Annotated in this window: 16 protein-coding genes, 1 pseudogene and 1 riboswitch; of the genes and pseudogenes, 5 read left to right on the top strand and 12 right to left on the bottom strand. The window is 64.5% G+C overall.

Features of this window, described 5'->3' with window-relative positions; translation table 11 throughout:
- Positions 1-196: 196 nt before the first annotated feature.
- The 5 genes from ABDV69_RS11175 to ABDV69_RS11155 form a co-directional block, all read right to left on the bottom strand.
- The gene (locus ABDV69_RS11175) at positions 197-1,588 is read right to left on the bottom strand and encodes a cytochrome P450 (RefSeq protein ID WP_343574193.1); all 1,392 of its coding nucleotides are present in this window, start codon (positions 1,586-1,588) and stop codon (positions 197-199) included.
- Between the two features lie 255 nt (positions 1,589-1,843).
- Positions 1,844-2,647, bottom strand: coding sequence for a DUF1906 domain-containing protein (locus ABDV69_RS11170; protein ID WP_343574191.1), 804 nt, complete (start codon positions 2,645-2,647; stop codon positions 1,844-1,846).
- Positions 2,648-2,845: 198 nt separating this feature from the next.
- Positions 2,846-3,163, bottom strand: coding sequence for a hypothetical protein (locus ABDV69_RS11165; RefSeq protein ID WP_343574189.1), 318 nt, complete (start codon positions 3,161-3,163; stop codon positions 2,846-2,848).
- Positions 3,164-3,412: 249 nt separating this feature from the next.
- Positions 3,413-4,102 (bottom strand): type 1 glutamine amidotransferase domain-containing protein, encoded by a 690-nt coding sequence (locus ABDV69_RS11160; RefSeq protein ID WP_343574187.1) that lies wholly within the window; start codon positions 4,100-4,102, stop codon positions 3,413-3,415.
- A 175-nt stretch (positions 4,103-4,277) separates the two neighbouring features.
- Positions 4,278-5,948, bottom strand: coding sequence for a sodium:proton antiporter (locus tag ABDV69_RS11155; RefSeq protein WP_343574232.1), 1,671 nt, complete (start codon positions 5,946-5,948; stop codon positions 4,278-4,280).
- Between the two features lie 587 nt (positions 5,949-6,535).
- Between ABDV69_RS11155 and ABDV69_RS11150 the strand changes: the two genes are divergently transcribed.
- Positions 6,536-7,336 (top strand): serine hydrolase, encoded by an 801-nt coding sequence (locus ABDV69_RS11150; RefSeq protein ID WP_343574184.1) that lies wholly within the window; start codon positions 6,536-6,538, stop codon positions 7,334-7,336.
- Between the two features lie 9 nt (positions 7,337-7,345).
- On the opposite strand, the gene ABDV69_RS11145 is transcribed toward ABDV69_RS11150, so the two are convergent.
- Both ABDV69_RS11145 and ABDV69_RS11140 read right to left on the bottom strand, forming a co-directional pair.
- Positions 7,346-7,666, bottom strand: a complete 321-nt coding sequence (locus ABDV69_RS11145) for a barstar family protein (RefSeq protein ID WP_343574181.1) — start codon at positions 7,664-7,666, stop codon at positions 7,346-7,348.
- Entirely contained in the window at positions 7,663-7,956 is a 294-nt protein-coding gene (locus tag ABDV69_RS11140; protein WP_343574229.1) for a ribonuclease domain-containing protein, read from the bottom strand. The genes ABDV69_RS11145 and ABDV69_RS11140 overlap by 4 nt, the downstream gene beginning before the upstream one ends.
- A 351-nt stretch (positions 7,957-8,307) precedes the next feature.
- Here ABDV69_RS11140 and ABDV69_RS11135 point away from each other — a divergent pair, with 351 nt between their 5' ends.
- Both ABDV69_RS11135 and ABDV69_RS11130 read left to right on the top strand, forming a co-directional pair.
- Entirely contained in the window at positions 8,308-9,093 is a 786-nt protein-coding gene (locus tag ABDV69_RS11135; RefSeq protein WP_343574179.1) for an aldolase, read from the top strand.
- Between the two features lie 28 nt (positions 9,094-9,121).
- A complete protein-coding gene (locus ABDV69_RS11130; RefSeq protein ID WP_343574177.1) occupies positions 9,122-10,003 on the top strand; it encodes a dihydrodipicolinate synthase family protein in 882 nt (293 codons plus the stop codon).
- A gap of 21 nt (positions 10,004-10,024) precedes the next feature.
- On the opposite strand, the gene ABDV69_RS11125 is transcribed toward ABDV69_RS11130, so the two are convergent.
- Positions 10,025-11,050 (bottom strand): fused (3R)-hydroxyacyl-ACP dehydratase subunits HadA/HadB, encoded by a 1,026-nt coding sequence (locus ABDV69_RS11125; RefSeq protein ID WP_343574176.1) that lies wholly within the window; start codon positions 11,048-11,050, stop codon positions 10,025-10,027.
- Positions 11,051-11,141: 91 nt separating this feature from the next.
- Positions 11,142-12,134 (bottom strand): glycoside hydrolase family 6 protein, encoded by a 993-nt coding sequence (locus ABDV69_RS11120; RefSeq protein WP_343574173.1) that lies wholly within the window; start codon positions 12,132-12,134, stop codon positions 11,142-11,144.
- Between the two features lie 59 nt (positions 12,135-12,193).
- On the opposite strand from ABDV69_RS11120, the gene ABDV69_RS11115 reads away from it, so the two are divergent.
- Positions 12,194-13,111 (top strand): nitronate monooxygenase, encoded by a 918-nt coding sequence (locus ABDV69_RS11115; protein WP_343574171.1) that lies wholly within the window; start codon positions 12,194-12,196, stop codon positions 13,109-13,111.
- A 1-nt stretch (position 13,112) separates the two neighbouring features.
- On the opposite strand, the gene ABDV69_RS11110 is transcribed toward ABDV69_RS11115, so the two are convergent.
- The 3 genes and pseudogenes from ABDV69_RS11110 to ABDV69_RS11100 form a co-directional block, all read right to left on the bottom strand.
- The gene (locus ABDV69_RS11110; protein WP_343574168.1) at positions 13,113-13,946 is read right to left on the bottom strand and encodes an alpha/beta fold hydrolase; all 834 of its coding nucleotides are present in this window, start codon (positions 13,944-13,946) and stop codon (positions 13,113-13,115) included.
- Positions 13,947-14,058: 112 nt separating this feature from the next.
- Positions 14,059-14,166 (bottom strand): annotated as a pseudogene (locus ABDV69_RS11105) (inorganic diphosphatase); the annotation flags it as partial.
- Complete coding sequence (locus ABDV69_RS11100) at positions 14,163-15,563, bottom strand: cyclopropane-fatty-acyl-phospholipid synthase family protein (RefSeq protein ID WP_343574166.1); 1,401 nt, start codon at positions 15,561-15,563, stop codon at positions 14,163-14,165. The gene ABDV69_RS11100 and the pseudogene ABDV69_RS11105, both read right to left, overlap by 4 nt.
- A 294-nt stretch (positions 15,564-15,857) precedes the next feature.
- Positions 15,858-15,919: riboswitch (Fluoride riboswitch) on the bottom strand.
- Between the two features lie 861 nt (positions 15,920-16,780).
- Here ABDV69_RS11100 and ABDV69_RS11095 point away from each other — a divergent pair.
- Positions 16,781-17,038 (top strand): hypothetical protein, encoded by a 258-nt coding sequence (locus ABDV69_RS11095; RefSeq protein ID WP_343574163.1) that lies wholly within the window; start codon positions 16,781-16,783, stop codon positions 17,036-17,038.
- Positions 17,039-17,437 lie beyond the last annotated feature (399 nt).

The raw sequence follows: 17,437 nt of genomic DNA, 5'->3' as shown, positions 1-17,437 counted from the left end.
TGCAACGGTGCGCGCGATGACGCAATTCCCCGCAGCACCTGCGTCGCACTGTGCCTCGCATTTGTTCTCCCGTCCTTCCAGGTAAATCTTATTTGCCGGCAAGGATGCCCGGTCGGGAAATTACGTGGTCGCTGGGCGCGGTGCAGACGCTACAGCGGTGGCTGACCGCCTCAGCGCACCGGCGCTGGCCGCTCACCTAGGAATGGTCTCCCGCCGCCGATCTACCAGCTCGGTGGTAGGTGGACAGCACAACCGGAGCGCCGTTGGTGGGCACCGGCAACGGGTGTTTACGGCTGGGGCGACCGCCGGGTCCACCGTCGACCGCGCCGAGCCTGCGGTGTTGCAGCAGGGTGCGCAGCAGCACGCGAGCCTCGAACAGCACGAACTCGGCGCCGACGCAGCGGTAAACGCCGCCGCCGAACGGTAGCCAAGTGTTGGGGCCCGGCCGCGAGTCCAGAAATCGTTCAGGTCGAAAGGCCGCGGGGTCGGGATGCAAGTCGTCGCGTTCGTGCATCGCCATGATCGCGAGGATGATGTACGCGCCGCGCGGGATATGCAGCCCATTCAGGTCGAAATCCCGCAGTGCCCGGCGCCCGGTGACGGGTAACGCCGGCCGCAAGCGCATCGACTCGGCGATCACGGCATCGAGATAGGCGTCCTCGCCCCGGTCGATACTCTCCTCGAGCGCGGCGAGCGTCTCGGGTTGATGGACCAGCAGCTCAGCCACCCACCCCAAGGTGACCGCGGTGGCGGCGTAGCCGGCCAGCATCAGCCCGCGCATCGAGCGCGCCAGAAACGCGTCGTCGCGCGGATGCTCGTCCTGCTGATTGATCTCCAAGAACAAGCTCAGGCAGTCGTCGGGGCGAGACCCGGTGCGTCGTCGTTCGGCAATCTCTTCGAGAACGATCGCGTCGACCGCGGCGGCCGTCCGAGCGACCTGGGGCACCGCCAGCCAGCTGCCGCGAACCGCCATGGACAGCATTCCGACACCGAGAAAGCTCGGGCTCTCGGTGACCGCGCAGTGCGCGAGCATCGCCCGCTCCAAGCGCTGCATCCGCTCGGGCTTCGAGACGCCGAAGATCACCGTCATCATGACGTCGAGTGACAGTTGGCCGCCGATGTCGCAGAACTCGACCCGCTCGCCGAGCGGCCAGTCCGGCAGCCTGTGCATCACGATGTCGGTCATGGTCTGCTCGTAGGACTTCAGTGCCTTGCCGTGCAGTGGTGGCGCGACCTTGCGCTTCTCTTCCATGTGGGCTTCGCCCTCGAGAAAGATGAACGCGTCGCTGCCGAACAGCCGCTCGTGCGGGGAGAACCGCTTCAGCAGTTCCCCAAACGACAGTGCGCCGTCCCGGTCGGCGAACACGGCCTTGGCGTCGTCGGGGGATGAGGTGACAACCATCTTCGGGCCGAACGGGATGTCGATCAGGAACTGCTCGCCAATTCCGCGAAGCGCCGAGTGTTGCCCCAGCGGTCGGAAGAAACGTCCGCGATCGCGCACCAAACCACGCACGCCGACGCGCGGCAGTGTGTCGATCGTGCGCAGGGAGCGTTGCGGGGTCGGTTCGTGACCGGCACCGGCAGTCATCTTCACCTCCAACTTGAGATCACGGCCTAGCGGGCTCAACCCTGCGGTGTCGACCATCCCGGTCTCGACGTTTCGCTATCTCATCGTACTGACCGGGACTGACCTCATCTCGCGGGCCGCAATGCGGCCATGCCTTCACGACGCGTCGACGGTTCGCTGTGACAACGCTGATCAGCAGTAACGGTCGCAGCCGACCAGGCGGGTCAATGGGGGGTTGATCCAAACCCGCGTGGCCGCGTGGCGCGGTCGACTACCTCAGGGATGCAGGTTCCATTGGCCGCAGTCCTGGGCCAGGGCGTCGTTGACGTCGACTTCTAGCCCACCGACCAATGGCCCCGGGGTAGACGCCGTGCTCACGATGCGCTGGTAGAGAACAGCGGCAGGGTCGACCTGGCCGTGCGACCAGGATCGGGTCTGCCAGGCCCACCGCCGGCCAGGTGTGCTCGAATTGCCGATGACGCCATCGGCGGCGGCCCATTGGCAGGTGTTGATGCCCCCGTAGACGCCGGTGCGCTGCACCCCCAGTACCGAGTTGATTCCGCGAAACCACTGCAGCGCAACGTTATTCCAGGTGTCACGATTGATGTCGTCATCGACGGTGAAGAAGATCGGCGCACTCTGACCGCCGCCCGCCGCGGTATGCAGCTGCCAGGCGGTGCGCGCATCGGCAACCCCGCCGGCGAACCCGCGGGTGAAGTCCGACGGTGCGGTGCCGCCCGGCTTGCCGTATTGGTAGTTGCTGACGATCGCCAACCCGGCGGCGGTCAGCGACTGAGCGTAGGGCCGGGTGATGGGTTTGGCGCCAAACGACGAGCCGGGACGCGACTGCGAGACGTAGCTGATCACGCCGGAATAGCCGGCAGCCCGGATGTCCTGCGCCGGAATCGGACGCATGGCGAAGTCGATCAGTTGGGGAGCGGCCGCGGACGCCGTGGGGATGCCGACACCGACCGCTGCCGCACCCAGACCGGCCAGCGTTGTCGCCGCGGCGGCGTAGCGCAGCGCCTCGCGCCGGGAAACCGGGCGCTGAAGGTTCGTGATCGCCGACGGATCCTGCACCGAGCGATGTTAACAATGTGACTGCTGTCAACGGTGTTGCCGCACTGGTCGAATGTCGCGCTTCTGTACCGTTTCAACCACGCTGGCGTGACCACGTTGCCGCTGCCAGCAGAGTTCAGTCCGTGCGGCGCGGGCCTTCTCGGCAAATGTAGAGCCACGAAGCGATGGCAGGCGGCGCGACATTGCCCGGTGTCGCGGCTAGTTGGCGACCATCATCGATCGCACGGCACTCGACCGTGCCGCACCGGCCGCCATGTCGAACGGTTGAAGCGCGGCATCATCCGTCGCGAAGTCTGCGGCGTACGCGGCGAAGGCCTCGGTGGCGCGAGTGACGAGGCCCTCGGTTGGGCGGCGCTGGCGCGCCGCGTTGGCAACGTCGAGCAGGGTGAGTAGCACCGTCACATTCAATATCGCGGAGTCGTGCGGCAGTCGATGGCCGGATAACGCTTGGCCCAGTGAGCTTTTGAAGACATCCAGCAGTTCGTCGTATGTCAGTGCAGGGTCTCGATGCCCCATGACGCCCTCTCTTTCGATCAAAGTTCGTAACGACGGACGGCTACGCCTCAGCGCCCGTGCAGAACCGGGTGGTACCCCGTTTGCTACCGCACGAAACAGCGGGCGGGTGGTAGCGCCTGACGGCTGCGGGCTCTTTCGCCGTCCCGCACTCCGATGCCAGACCGCCCGCCGTGCCACCTGCGCTATCACGAGGAGTCGCAGGACGACGCGGAGCTTGACGACAACAAAGGCGAGGACGAGGCGCAACGGTCAGCCTTCCAACACGGCGACGACCTTCTTCGCCGTCGCCTTGGCCGACCCCGGATTCTGACCCGTCACCAGCCGCCCGTCGACCACGACGTGTGAAGCGAAGGGAATCAAGCCCTTTCCGTATCGGGCGCCCCGCTTCTTCATCTCCGCTTCGACGTTGTAGGGCACCAGCTTGCTGACCCGGGCCAAGACCTCCTCCGACCAGGCGAACCCGGTGAGCTTCCGCCCGGCAACCAAAAGCTTCCCGTCCGACAATTCGGTGTTGAGCAGGCCGCAGTAGCCGTGACACACCGCGGACACGACCCCGCCGCGCTCGTAAATCGCACGCGTAATACGTTGCAGACCTTCGCTATCGGGGAAGTCAAACATCACCGCGTGACCGCCGGTGAAATAGATCGCGTCGAAATCCGCCGGGTTGATGTCAGCGGGCGAGGCGGTGCGGTGCAGCAGCAGCATTTTCCGGTCGTTGGTCCGCCATGCCTTGGCGCTCTTGTCGTAGTTCGGGAACTTCAGTGAACGCGGCTCCAGTGGCGAAGTGCCGCCGCGCGGGCTGACAATCGTCTGCTCATAACCGGCCTCGGCGAACACGTGGTAGGCGTGCGTCAACTCCGAGAGCCAGAGCCCGGTCGGCTCGGACGGGTCCTCGTAATGGGAGACATTGGTGACGACGTTCAGGATTCGCTTGGTCATCGGTCCAGGATTCCGTTGAAAGCGCCAAATGGCTAGCGACTGTCCGAAACGATCCGTCCGCAGGCGCCCGTCCCGGTTAGCGGTACGCCCCGTACCTGTGCAGGGCGATTTTGTGACGTTGGCCGGGCTCGCCGCCCAGATCGTCGCCGACCACCGCATTCGAGGGCGGGAGCGATCACGGCCGGCTCAAGGTCAGCATGCCTTCCTCGTGGTCGAGCGCTCGTCCCAGGGCCCGCAAGCCTTGGTCCGAGAGCATGCCGGCGTCTCGCCAGCGCACCAGTTCTTCGCGCTGAGCGTCGATGGCTGCTCGACGTGTTTCGAGGAGTGCGTCGTCGTCGGGAAAGGCCGGGATGTTGTCGATGCCTGTCATTTCGAGCACGTCGAGTTGTTGTTGTCGCGTTTTGAGCCGGTCCGAAAGCTGTCCGCGCACGTTATCGATCGCGTTGTGTTCAAGAGTGGTGTGGCTCTGCTGGTCCAGCGTGTCCAGCCGTTCGATCGCGGCCCGGACCGCAGCGATGTCGGCCATTTTGCGCAGCCGCGACTCGTCGGCGGGCTTGGCGCGGATACCCAGGGCGCGGGCCAAGGGGGCGAACGTGAGGCCTTGGCCGATGAGGGTTACGAGGACGACGACCAACGTGCAGAACAGCAGCAGATCTCGGTCGGGAAATGGCTCACCGGTCTCGGTCACCAGTGGCACCGTGAATATGGCGGCGAGGCTGACGACGCCGCGGGTGCCGGCCCAACTTAACACGACGACCTCCCGGAGGCTGAGTCGCCGCGACTCCCGTTCGCGTGCGGACCTGTCCGAGGCTGAAGCCGCCGAGCTGTCCGGATCGGTGCCCGCAACATTACCGAGCCGGGAGTGCAGGGGTCGGGGCAGCATCTGAGTGCCCAGCAACCACAGCGGTCGCACCAACAGCACGACCGCGAGGGTGCCGCCCACCGCCGCGATGATCGTCTGCGGCGGATAACTGCTGAGCCTGCGCAGAATTCGGGGGAGCTGCTGGCCGATGAGCAGGAACACGAAGCCCTCGAGCAGGAAGTTGACCAATCGCCAGACGGCCCGCGTCTGCAACCGGGTGGCGCTGGATTCTGTCCGCGGAAGATCGTGCCCGACGATCAACCCGCACACCACCACGGCGAGCACGCCGGAGGCTGAAATCTGTTCGGCAGCAAAGTAAGCCACGAAAGGAGTGGCGAGCGAAACCGCGTTGGCCGCCAAGCTGTCGGATATCCAGCGGTTGACCAGCCGCCGGCCCACGGCGATCGCCACTCCCACCGCGAAACCCCCGATAGCCGCAAACAGGAATTTTTCGGCTGCGGACGCTGCCGAGAAGCCATCGCCGCTGGCTACCGCGACGGTCACGGACAGCGTGGTCAGCGCCGTCGCGTCGTTGAGCAACCCTTCGCCCTCGACGAGGGTGATGATGTTCGCCGGAAGTCCAACCTTGCGGGCGACGGCGAGTGCCGCGACCGGATCAGGGGGTGCCACCGCCGCACCCAGCGCTGTGCCGATCGCGAACGTTGCGCCGCCGACCAGCAAGGCGAACGTGGCGCCTACCGAGAATGCCGTCACCAGAACGAGAACGACCGAGAGGCTGATCACCGTCCGCAGGTTGCGTCGAATTTGGAGGAGCGACGACTCCAGCGCCGCGTTGTAGAGCAACGGAGGCAAGATGCAGTACAGCGCGGGGTCAGGACGAAGGACGATGTTAGGTCCAGGTAGGAACGCGTAGACGATACCGCCCACGGCGAGCAACGCCGCGCTGGGCAAGCCGGTACGTTCGGCGATCCACGTCACCGCGACGATGACGCCGACGGCGGCCAGCAGCATGACCAGACCCATATGCAGACTCACGCCTACATCATCCTGGCATCTCGAGGCGGCGGCATCCTCAGGCGGGATCATGTGAGTTGCGAGTCGCGGCTGGGGTTGGCGAACCTGCTGTTGGCCGACTTCGACCTCGCGGTTCGGCGCCTCAACCTGTGCGAGCTTGCACAACTACACCGGCGCTCGCGGAAAGAGAGCACGAGCTGGCGCGGGTTCGGCAGCCGGCGGCCGAGATGTACACCGGCTGGCAACACCTGTATCTGATGCGCGGCGTCGACAGGTTGCGCCGAGCCTTCGGAGACGACTTCGTTGATCTGCGGATCGTCTCCGCGGGATACGGATTGATCGCAGCAGACCGAGAAATCTGTCCCTACGATGTGACGTTCAGCAAAATGGATAAGGCCCAGCCGACCGGCTATCGACAGGGTCAATGAAGGCCATTCACAGCATCTGCACAAACGTGGAGTTCTAGGCTCCGCCCGAAGATAAGAAAAGTGCGGTCGTCATCCGGCGCGGGGGATCGGAACCTGCGCTGCTTCTGGACGACGCCAAGTCGTAGCGGGGAGGACGTCACGGTGCTCCAGCGACACATCGACGATGTGGTGGACACCAGCAGCGGCGTGGAATGGTCGATGTCCATCCGGGACACCGCCGGCCGCGAAGTGGCCTCGTGCAACGCCCATCGTGCGATGAACACGGCGAGCGTCGGCAAGCTCCTGTTGCTGATCGAGGTCGCCCGGCAACGCGGCGAAGGTGATCTCAGCGGAGCAACCCTGCTCGGCCGGGAGCCTGGGTTGATGGTGGCCGATTCAGGAGTCTGGCAGCACCTCCGCGCCGAGGCGCTGGCCGTCGATGACCTCTGCGTTTTGGTGGCCAGTGTCAGCGACAACCTGGCGACAAACGTCCTGCTGAAACAGGTGGGACTGCCGGCAGTTCGCCGCCTCGCCGAAACCCTCGGTCTCGTCGACACGGCGCTGCTTGACCGGGTGCGAGACCATCGCGGCCCGAATGATCCACCGACGCTGTCGACCGGCGCAGCATCGGAATGGTCGCGCGTGATGAGTGAACTGTCGCGCAACGAGCTGATCTCTCCGGCGTTGTCCGAACAGGTGAACGCCTGGCTGGCAACAGGAGTGGACCTGTCCATGGTGGGGTTCGCATTCGGCCTCGATCCGCTTGCGCATGGGCCGTCAGATCGAAACATCCTTATGCGCAATAAAACTGGTGCGGATCGGGGAGTCAGGGCAGATGTCGGCAGCATCAGCCAGGACGCCACCTGCTTCTGCTATGCGGTGATCGCTAATTGGGAAGCCTCGGACGCGGCCCTTCGAGACGTGGCGCTGTCCGGAATGAACCGCATCGGTGCGGCGCTGCGAACCTTCTTCGACGGTGATGTCTGGTGACACGTCGCGTCATCTCAGGTGCAGGGATACCCCAGCGTCGGTGAAGATCTCCAGGATCGCCTCGAACAGCGTCTGTCTGCCGCTGCTGACCTTGTCGAGGTAGCGCCGCGACAGCGCGCTGTGCTGCCATTCGAATTCGTATGGTCGTTTCTCCGGGGTGCCGAATCCACCCCGCAGGCAATCGGCCAATGCGTCCAGGTTGCGGCCGAAGTACCCGCCCGCGCCATTGACGGCAGCGCCGATCTCACGGTAGAAGTCGCTGGGGGACTTGATCTTTCGGCCATCAATTCGGTAGACCACCGGGTTGCTGTCGGTCGGTCCTCGCGTCATTGTTGACTTCCCGCGTCGGTGACCAGACAGAACGAGTCGTAATGGTTACCCGTATAGAAATATTGGCTCGGATGCGCCGATGGCGTTCCGCCGGTGACGATACGGCGCATGGACCGGTCTCTGGCACGCGGCGTGATCACCGTGTACTCGTGGTAGTAGCCGCTGCGCTGCTTGGGTAGATGCCCCTCGTGGTTGGCGAACACCGCACCGTCGCTGCGCGGAAACGGAAATGGACCTCCTGCGTGGATGCGTTTCACGGTGTCGACAACCTCGTGCGGCAGCGTGACCATCGGACACGTCGGCTGGCTTGTTCCGTCGACCACCGGTTGGGCAGGATGGTGACGTAACAGTGCCCATCCTGCGACGATGACGACCAGTACGCAGAGGGCGACGATCGTCAGCCTGCGTCTACGCATCTACATTCCTCGTTGTCCGATTGCTCCCATTACATCTCACGACTCGGGTGCGCACACGGTCTACCCATACCGCCTCGGTCCCTCGGTGACATCCGTCGGGCAGGCCGGCAGCGAGACGGTTGGCGATCATCGCGGATATCCTGAAGGTGTAATCAAATCGGGCACTCGGATGGTCCACGAAGCGACCGAGTCCGTGCCACGTGATCCGCTAGCCGGAGGTGGACTGTGAGTTCGACGTTCAACGACTCCAAACACGAGCTCATCCAGCGTGCGCAGGACGTCATGGCGCAAGAATTCGCCGACGCTGATTGGACTTTGCGGCAGAAGGTCGCGCTGACCTGCCGTGCCCTGTTCGACGGCGGACACGACTCGGGACTGGCCGGACAGATCACCGCTCGGGCCGAGCAGCCCGGCACGTTCTACACCCAGCGACTCGGCCTGGGCTTCGACGAGATCACCGCCGGCAACCTGCTGGTGGTCGACGAGGACCTCAACGTCTTATCCGGCGAGGGTATGGCCAACCCCGCCAACCGCTTTCACTCCTGGATCTATCGCGCCCGCCCCGACGTCCACTGCATCGTGCACACCCACGCGTTCCACGTCGCGGCGCTGTCGATGCTCGAGGTGCCACTGGTCGTCTCCCACATGGACCTCACCCCGCTCTACGACGACTGCGCATTCTTGCCGGACTGGCCGGGCGTGCCGGTAGGTAACGAAGAAGGCGAAATCATCAGCGCCGCACTGGGCGACAAGAAGGCCGTGCTGCTCGCTCATCTCGGACATATCATCGCCGGGGCGAGCGTGGCGGAAGCCTGTTCGCTGGCGGTTCTGATCGAACGCGGCGCCAAACTGCAGCTGGCGGCCATGGCCGCCGGCGCCATCAAGCCGCTGCCCGAGGCGTTGGCTCGCGAAGCCCACGACTGGACCCTGACTCCCACGCGCAGCCAAGCCAACTTCGCCTACTACGCGCGGCGCGCACTCGCGCGACACCCCGACGTCCTGTCCGACTAGCGCCGCTTTGCCCGACGAGGAGACCATGATGACCCCCGCACCGGCCATCCACGGCATCATCGCCTACCCGATCACGCCCTTTGACGCCGGCGGCGGCGTGGACACCGCCGCCCTAACGGCTCTGCTCGAAAAGCTCATCGCCGCAGGGGTTCACGCGATCGCACCGCTCGGCAGCACCGGCGAAGCGGCCTATCTCACCGAAGCCGAATTCGACAGCGTCGTCGACGCAACGGTCGACACCGTCGACCACCGAGTGCCGGTGATCGTCGGCTCCGGCGACTTGACCACGGCCAACACCGTTCGCCGCGCCGCCTACGCGCAACGCGCGGGCGCCGACGCGGTGATGATCCTGCCAGTCTCGTACTGGAAACTGACCCCGCGCGAGATTGCCCAGCATTACGCCACTGTGGCTGCAGCACTGGATATTCCGATCATGGCCTACAACAATCCGGCCACCAGTGGCATCGACATGAGCCCCGAACTGCTCGTGCAGATGTTCACCGACATCGACAACGTCACGATGGTCAAAGAGTCCACCGGCGACCTCGATCGCATGCTGCGGATCAAGGAACTCACCGGAGACGCACTGCCGTTCTACAACGGCAGCAACCCGCTCATCCTCGACGCACTCACCGCCGGCGCGAGCGGTTGGTGCACCGCGGCGCCCAACCTGCGACCGCAACCCTGCCTCGACCTGTACGCGGCGGCCCAAGCCGGCGACTACGAGACCGCCAAGACCATCTACGACGACTTGTCGCCGTTACTGCACTTCATCGTCGAACGCGGACTGCCCACCACGGTCAAGGCAGGACTCAGCCTCCTCGGCACCGAGGTCGGTGATCCGCGGCCGCCGCTGCTCCCGTTGACAGAGGCCGGCCTCGACGAATTACGCTCCCTGCTGCTCGATTAGCGCAACCAGTGCGGACACCAGTCAGCGGAAGCGGACGCCCAATGTGGCCATACCGAAGATCTTCTTGCCATCGGATTTCGCGGTGACGATCACGACACCGGAACGGGTCTGCGGGTCCAAAGACTTGATCTTTCCGCCGAATTCGATGTCGCAGCCCGCTCTGGCCGACACGATCGCGGGAGCCGACAGCCGCACCGCGTAGCGCGTGACCGCGCCGGGATCGCCCGTCCAGGTCGACGCGAACCCGGCTCCCAGACCCATCGTCAGCATTCCGTGCGCGATCACGTCGGGCAGGTTGGCCAGCTTGGCGATGTCCTCGTCCCAATGAATCGGGTTCGCATCGCCCGCCACACCGGCATAGTTCACCAGGTCACCGCGAGTCAGCCGGGCGTGGTGCACCGGCAACTCGTCTCCGACGTTGATGTCATCAAACGACGCAGTCCAGGGCGTGCGGGTGAGGCCCCCGTCGGCGATCCGGATCTCGCCCTCGGGGCGGACCGTCTTGTGGTAGTCGTCCTCGCCGATTCCGAAGATGTCGACGTCGTGCATCATCGCGTTCTGCACGGCGGTCTTGATCGCCGGATCGATGTCCGCTGCGGTGACACCGACGACGGTGGTGTGCAGGGTGTGCACCCGCTCGCCCGCTGCGTCGGTGAACGTGTTGGTCACGGTGATCAGGTCGCGGCCGGCCATCCTGCGCACCGATGTCAGCTCCACGTCGACCGTCAACTCGTCGCCGGCCACGATCGGGCGATGCTGCTCGAAGAGTTCCTCGGTCTGCATGTAGGTGTCGTAGCCGACGACGATCTGCTCGAACATTCGGCGATTGCAGGTCATGCCGGGCGTCGAGGTGAAGGTCAGCGGCGCGATCAGGTCGGGGTAACCCAGTTTGGCGGCGGCGTCGACATCCCAGTGGGCGGGGTGATAGTCCTGCACCGCGCGGGCGTATTCGCGAAGCTTTTCGCGGCCGACCAGGTAGGTGCCGGCCATGGTGTAGTGATGGCCGATTCGCTCCTCGAGCGCCGGCGATTCTGCTGCTGCAGTCATGAATTGCTCACCCTAGATACTTTTGCCGTCGAGTGGCCACTTGTAACACCAGATTTGCGAAAACATCGGTCATAACTGGCCAGTCGGCCCGCTAGTGGTGCGCGGCGCGCGCCAAGTCGATCGCGTACTGGTTCATGAAGTGGCCAGGGCCCGGTTCGCCGCGTCCGCAGGATCCGTCCGAGTCACCAGGTCGCTTGACCCATAGGTAGGCGTCGGCGTGCGCGCCCGCAGTCGCGGTGGTCGGCGGAGTGCCGAGCGCCCGACCGCTGGGGTTGCACCAGTTCAGCGGGGCTTCGGGCGCGGGCCCGGCGCCGTTGCGCGACGTGTCGACGACGTAGTGCGCACCACCGGTGCGTCCGGCGACGTCCTCGCCGTAACCGATCTCCTCGTCGGTGCCGAGGAAGTTCGAGGTGTTGAGGCTGAATCCTCGTGCCTTGTTGACGCCGACCTGGTTGAGCCGGTTGGCGATCTCCGCGGCGGGCAGCCAGCGCGAGTGACCGCCGTCGATGTACACCGCGGCGGCCGGGTTACGGGTGAAGGAGTCGATGGCGTAGCGGATCAAGCTGTAGCGCTCGTCGCGTTGTCCGCCCGACAGGCAGTCGGCCATGTCCAGCGCATCGGGCTCGACGATGAACGTCGCCGGCGTGCCTCCCACGGTGGCGGCGACCCCGTCGATCCATTGGCGGTAGGCGTCGCCCGACCCGAATCCGCCGGCGGCGAAGCTACCGCAGTCGCGATGCGGGAGTGCGTAGACGGCCAGCACCGGCATGGCACCGGCGGCGTTCGCGCCGTTGACGTACCTGCCGATCGCGGCGGAGGGAACCGCGTTGTCGATCCAGAACGCCTGCGGCGTGTTGGCGATCGTGTCGAGTTCGGCACTCGGCGGGTTGGCGTGGTGGGCGGCGGCCATGGCAGCCGACGTGGGGTCGACGTAGAGGTTGTGGCCGGCGATCGGGTTACCCGAATCGACCAGGCGAATCGTCGGCGCGGTGCCGGTCAGCGTCGAGGTGGCGGCAAAAGTCACGGCAACGACTGTCAGAAAAGGAACGACCCACCGTGAGACTGCGCCAGTACCAGAGGACATCACCTGAGAAAAGTTAGTGCGCCGACGCACGTAGTGCCAATCCGGGCATGATCCAAGGCGTGACCAACCGCATCCAATCGCTGCTGGGCGTGCAGTATCCCGTCGTCCAGGCCCCGATGACCTACATTGCCCGGGCCGAGCTGGCCGCCGCCGTCTCCGCGGGTGGCGGCTTGGGCATGATCGAGACGCTGACTCCCGAAGGGCGCGCTGACCTGCACAGGGTGCGCGAACTCACCGACCGCCCGGTCGCGGCGAACCTGATGATCCAGGGCTGGAAGCGGGATCCGTCCATCGTCGACGAACTGGTCGCCGCCGAGGTGCGCCACGTCTTCACCTCTGCCGGCGACCCGGCCCTGTTCACGGCCCGACTGCACGAAGCCGGCATGACGGTCGTCCATGTCATCGGATCGCTGAAGGGCGCGATGAAGGCCCTGGACGCGGGCGTCGACGCGCTTGTGGTCGAGGGAGTCGAGGGCGGCGGGTTCAAGTCGGCCCTGGGCGCATCGACGTTGGTCTTGCTTCCGCTGGTCGCCGACCGAGTCGACCTCCCGATCATCGCGGCCGGAGGGATCTGCGATGCGCGAAGCGCCGCGGCCGCCGTCGTGCTCGGCGCCGAGGGTGTGCAAATGGGCACCCGGATGCTGGCCAGCCACGAAGCCGCCGTGCACGCCAACTTCAAGAACGAAATCATCGCGGCCGGCGACGACGGCACCGTGATGCTGGATCTGCCCGGAAATCCGACGATGCGGGTGCTGCGAACCGGCCTCGCCGCTCGGGTCGCCGCCGCCGAGCCCGGGATACAACTGCTCGGCCGCATCACCGATCTGTACTTCGACGGCGACATGGAAGCCAGCGTCGCCAACACCGGGCAGGTGTCGTCGCGGATCACCGAGCTGCAGCCGGCGTCGAAGATCGTCGAGCAGACATGGTCAGAGATCGAGGAAGCTTTGAGCAACAGCCGATCTCGGCTTGGTTGAGTCAGTGTGCAGCGAACCAGTCGAGCAGCAGGCCGGCTAGCTTGTCGGGCTCTTCGTCGGGTATCCAGTGCGAGACGCCGGGCATGACCTCGAATCGGTATTCCGCGGTGACGTAACTGCCGGTGTTGTACGCCGCCTTGGGCAGCAGTGCGATGTCTTGGTCGCTCCACACGTATAGCGTTGGCACTGAAACCTTTTGGTTGATCGAGCGCGGATTCGACAACGGCATCGCGCGATACCAGTTGATTGCCGCGGTCAGGGCTCCGGGTTCGAGCATGGCCCGTGCATCACGCTCGGCGACAACGGGCGTCTGGCCGGCCCGCCGCAGCGACTTCGCCAGGAAGTTGCCGTTGCGACGCAGCATCATCCACTCCGGGAGGCGCGGCAACTGAAAGAGGTACATGTAGTACGACGCCAGACCCTGTCGACTGGTCAGGAACGACTTGAGGAACGCCGCGGGGTGCGGCACGGAGACCGGCGATACGGTCTTGATCCGCTCGGGCATCTCGGCCGCGGCGGCCCAGGCCACTGCGGCGCCCCAGTCGTGCCCGACCAGGTGCACCCGCTGTGCGCCGCCGGCGTCGATCAGCGCGCGGAGGTCGCCGACCAATTCGGGGATCCGGTAGTCACGGCGGCGTGGGGGGCGGGCACCCGCGCAATAGCCTCGCTGGTTGGGCGCCAGGCAGCGGTAGCCGTGCGCGGTGAGCCGGTCGATGACGGCGTCCCAGCTGTCGTTGTGTTGCGGGAAGCCGTGCAGCAGAACGACGACGGGTCCGTCGGCGGGCCCGGCGTCGCGGACGTCGAAGGTCAGCCCGTTATGGGTGTAGCGGTACATACCTCAAGCATGTCGCATCGCCCCGCCGGGCCGGTGGCCCGGAGGGTTTGACCTTGGGGGTGAGCATTTTCCCCAGGACCAAGGGCCAGCATCCGCGTTCGGTTCGGCCTGACGTGTAGAGGTAGCGATCCAGGTGGACGCGGCCGGTATGGTGATCGATTTGGTACTTGTTGCGTTGCCCTCGCGGGATTTCGACCGTCCCTTCTACTGAGGCAGTCAGGTCTTCTCCTCCGTGTGCGGGCCTATCCGGAAATTGGTGCGGTCGAGGGCCGGTGGATGTGGCGCCCATGTTCCCGGGGGCGGGGCGCCTTGGTGGGGCTGGGGGACGCGGTCGTCGGGAACGGTGAAGCTTTGGCGGGTGGGTGGCATGCCGCTGTCGCCGCGGGCGGTGGTTTTGACTGCGATGATCTGGTTGACGCCGATGCGGTTGGCGTCAAACGCCACCGCGCAGCCTGCCATATAGAGCCGCCAGACCCGGGCACGACCTGGACCGCCCGCCTCGATCACCTTGCCCCAGTTGGCTTCGAGATTGGTCAGCCACGCCCGCAGGGTCCGTCCGTAGTGTTCACGTAGCGATTCCATATCACGCACTTCAAAGCCGGCGCCTTCGAGGGCGTCGACCATGGTGGCGACGGGTTCGAGCTCGCCGTCAGGGAAAACGTAGCGGTCGATGAACGACGATCGTGAGCTTTGCGGCGCGGACACGGGTCGGCGCGCTATCGCGTGGTTGAGCAGTCTGCCGGTAGGGACCAGCAGCTCGTACAGTTTCTGGGCGTAGCGGGACAACTGTGCCGCTCCGACGTGCTCAGCCATGCCGATGCTGGCGATCGCGTCATAGGGCCCGTCGGTGACGTCGCGGTAATCCTGGACGCGGATCTCGACTTGTTCGCTCAGACCCTGAACCGAAATTCGGTGGCGAGCGTAATCGGCTTGTTCACGCGACAGGGTGATACCGACGACCGTGACACCGTAGGTGCGCGCTACGTGCGCGGCGAAAGTCCCCCAGCCACAACCAACGTCGAGGACGTGCATCCCCGGCGATAGGCCCAGTTTTCGTGCCACCAGATCGCACTTGGCGTATTGAGCCTCGTCGAGTGTGTCGCCGGGTGCGGCCCAGTAGGCGCAGGAGTACGCCATGGACTGGTTGAGGATGAGACGGTAGAAGTCATTGCCGACGTCGTAATGATGGGCAATAGCGGCGGCATCGCGCGCCCGGCCATGGCGTGTCCCGCGCCGAGTGGATCCTTCTTCCGGCGGTGCTTTGGGGGGCACGCCGATGGCGCGCAGACGTAGGGCGGCTTTGAGGAGTTCAACCGCTGCTGCCGGACTGATGTGGACCCGCGGGCCACTGCGGGCATCGGTCGACTCGTCAAGAGCCGACATGAATTCGTGCAGGTCGCCTTCGAAGTCGATGTCTCCGCTGACATAACCGCGCGCCAAGCCGAGTTCATTTGGCGCCCAGAGTAATCGGCGAAGAGCGCGACGGTTCCGGAAGGTGAGAAACCACGTTGCGTCAGCCGGTCCTGACTGGCTGCCGTCCCATCCGCGTACCGCGATCGGCACCTGGCTTGCGAAGATGGCGCCCACAAGCGGGGCAAGTGAATCGGCGACAGTCACCGCTGTACCCCAGTCAACGTTGCGGCAGCATCGTGTCGACGGACTGAGAAGCGGATCGATGTTGAGACAGCTTGTGCAACAGGCTGTCTCAACGCGATACATCGATAAGGCTGATGTGTTTGATGTCCGATGACGGTGCCTGCCGAGCTGGGCAGACGGGCGGCGGGCCGCGTAGAGCAGGAAAGAACCCGTGGCCCTCGACGCGGGTGAGCGCTGGATGTCTGTGCATATCGCCGACCCGGCGGTACGTGATTCAAGGCCACTCCTCCAGAACACTGCCGCACGGCAGGATCATGTGGGGTAGAAGCTATCAGCGCTGTCTGCGCAACGGGGCGAGCCTCATCGCCAGCCGCCTGGTCGCCGTGGCCCATATCATGCATAATAACAGTTATCCAGGAAGCATGGTTTAATAGCGCTGTTGCACAGTATCTTTGGGACCGACAAACGTCACCGTGACGTATGGGCGGCATACGGCAGCGAGGCGGGTGCAGCCCGCCACGTCGCGTCGTCGTGGGTTGCTGCTGAAACTGGTCCACGCCAGTCTTGTGGACGGGCAGACCTCACCGTAGCCGGACAGCGTCGGGCCGGTTTCACATTTGATGCCGACACAGTGCCGAATCCCCCGGCGGGGGAGAGGCTTTAGTAATCCGCACAGACTCCGAGACACAGTCCCGGCCGACCTGTTTCGGCCCAGTGAAGCAAATGCCACGCTCCCACAGGACGCAGATGCGCCCAATCTGACTGTGAAAACCGAACATCACTTTTTCTGGATTACGCGCGCGGAATAATTAAGCTGTAATCTGTTGTAAAACAACATAATTAAGTGTAATGAGGATTTTACTGACACAATAATATATATTATAGGCACGCAACCACTGCGAGTTGCATTAGATGAAAGTGTTCGCACTTCTTAACGATTGGCCTATCTGAGCACGTCACGGCAAATGATTCGGGCCCTCGCTTCTAATGGGCTGCTTGCATCGGCTGTGCATACGCCGAGGTCGCCGTACAGTTCAATCAGTTAATGAATGATTCGGGTGTTAGGTGAAACCTTGAGCGTGCCTCAGGCGGCCGGCCCTGTAGTCGACGATCGACTACCCGCCCTTCCCCTGTTCGCGTCACCAGCAATACGGCACTGTGACAAATTACGTTGTGGAGCAGGGACTTAAGGCTCCGTATTCGCTTGATAGTCGACGAAGATTCGGGCAACCGCCGGCATGGCTGACGAGCTGCCAGGGTTCATTCCACACGTGGGCCTTGACCAGGTCTCGTGGCTGTTGCCGGTGCGGTGGGGTTTCGCGGCCTCGGCGTCGATGGTCGATCTGCGCACCATTGACCCGCTTATGCCCGGCGACCGGCTGTGGCTACATGCGCTGCGCTATTGGTTGGAAGATACCGGCCTGCTGGTGCTGCTGGGGGCTGTGGCCGCTGGCTTCGTCCGCTTCCGGCTGCGCGTGCGCACTCGCGCTGGGTGATGACAACGTCAAACTTACCGCTAACAAGTGACGATACGGGTGCAGCCGGGCTGCTGCGATCATCTCGTTGCTGTGTTGAGTAGGCCCGCCGCGCCGCCAAACCGCAGCCGCTCCCCTAGCCTGTAACTCGCACCTCTTGAGCACGCACCGTTAACAGTTAAACTATTGCGAGTTCTATTGTTACACAACAAATTTTAGTATTCACTTACTGGCAGCAATCCTGCTCGCCCTGTGTCCGATCCACGAAAAGGTGCAAGTCGGCGGCGACGTCGCACGCCTGAACTGCCCGGAACGTGATTGCTAAACTCTGCCGTCTGCGCCTGGGGGACTGTCCGATATTCGGTGTAAGCGGCGTTTCTCGGATTTTCTTTCGGTCAGCGTTCTTCGGCGGCTGGCATG

This window comes from Mycobacterium sp. (genome assembly GCF_039583785.1).
Lineage (GTDB): Bacteria > Actinomycetota > Actinomycetes > Mycobacteriales > Mycobacteriaceae > Mycobacterium.
The sequence above is the reverse complement of the archived record's forward strand: the minus strand, read 5'-3'. Positions and strand labels throughout refer to the sequence as shown.